General features: G+C 74.8%; 1 pseudogene. It reads right to left on the bottom strand.

Annotated elements, in window-relative coordinates:
• Nucleotides 1-88: 88 nt before the first annotated feature.
• Nucleotides 89-314 (bottom strand): annotated as a pseudogene (locus tag ACLBXO_RS31960) (histidine phosphatase family protein); the annotation flags it as partial.

The raw sequence follows: 314 nt of genomic DNA, 5'->3' as shown, positions 1-314 counted from the left end.
CCTCGCCATCGGCCGGCAGGCGCCGGAGATCGCCCTCGTCGGCGCCCGTCAGCGCATGGACGCGGCGCGCGCCCGGATGCCCGCCTGATCAGGCCGCCGCGGGCGGGGCGTCGAGATCGAGGTCGATGGTGCCGCAATTCTCAAGGAACGTGCCGGTGAGGTGGTAGAAGAACGTCCCGTGGCCGACCACCGCGATGGTGGTCTCCGGCCGGGCCCGCAGCCAGTCGCGGGACGCCGCGACCCGTGCGTCGAACAGGGGGCGCGGCTCCACCGGAAAGCCGCCGACCTCGCAGCCCGGCTCCGCGTGCCCACAG

The sequence above is a fragment of the Methylobacterium sp. C33D genome (assembly GCF_053345825.1).
Note: the sequence above shows the minus strand (reverse complement) of the source record. Positions and strands in the feature narration are given on the sequence as shown.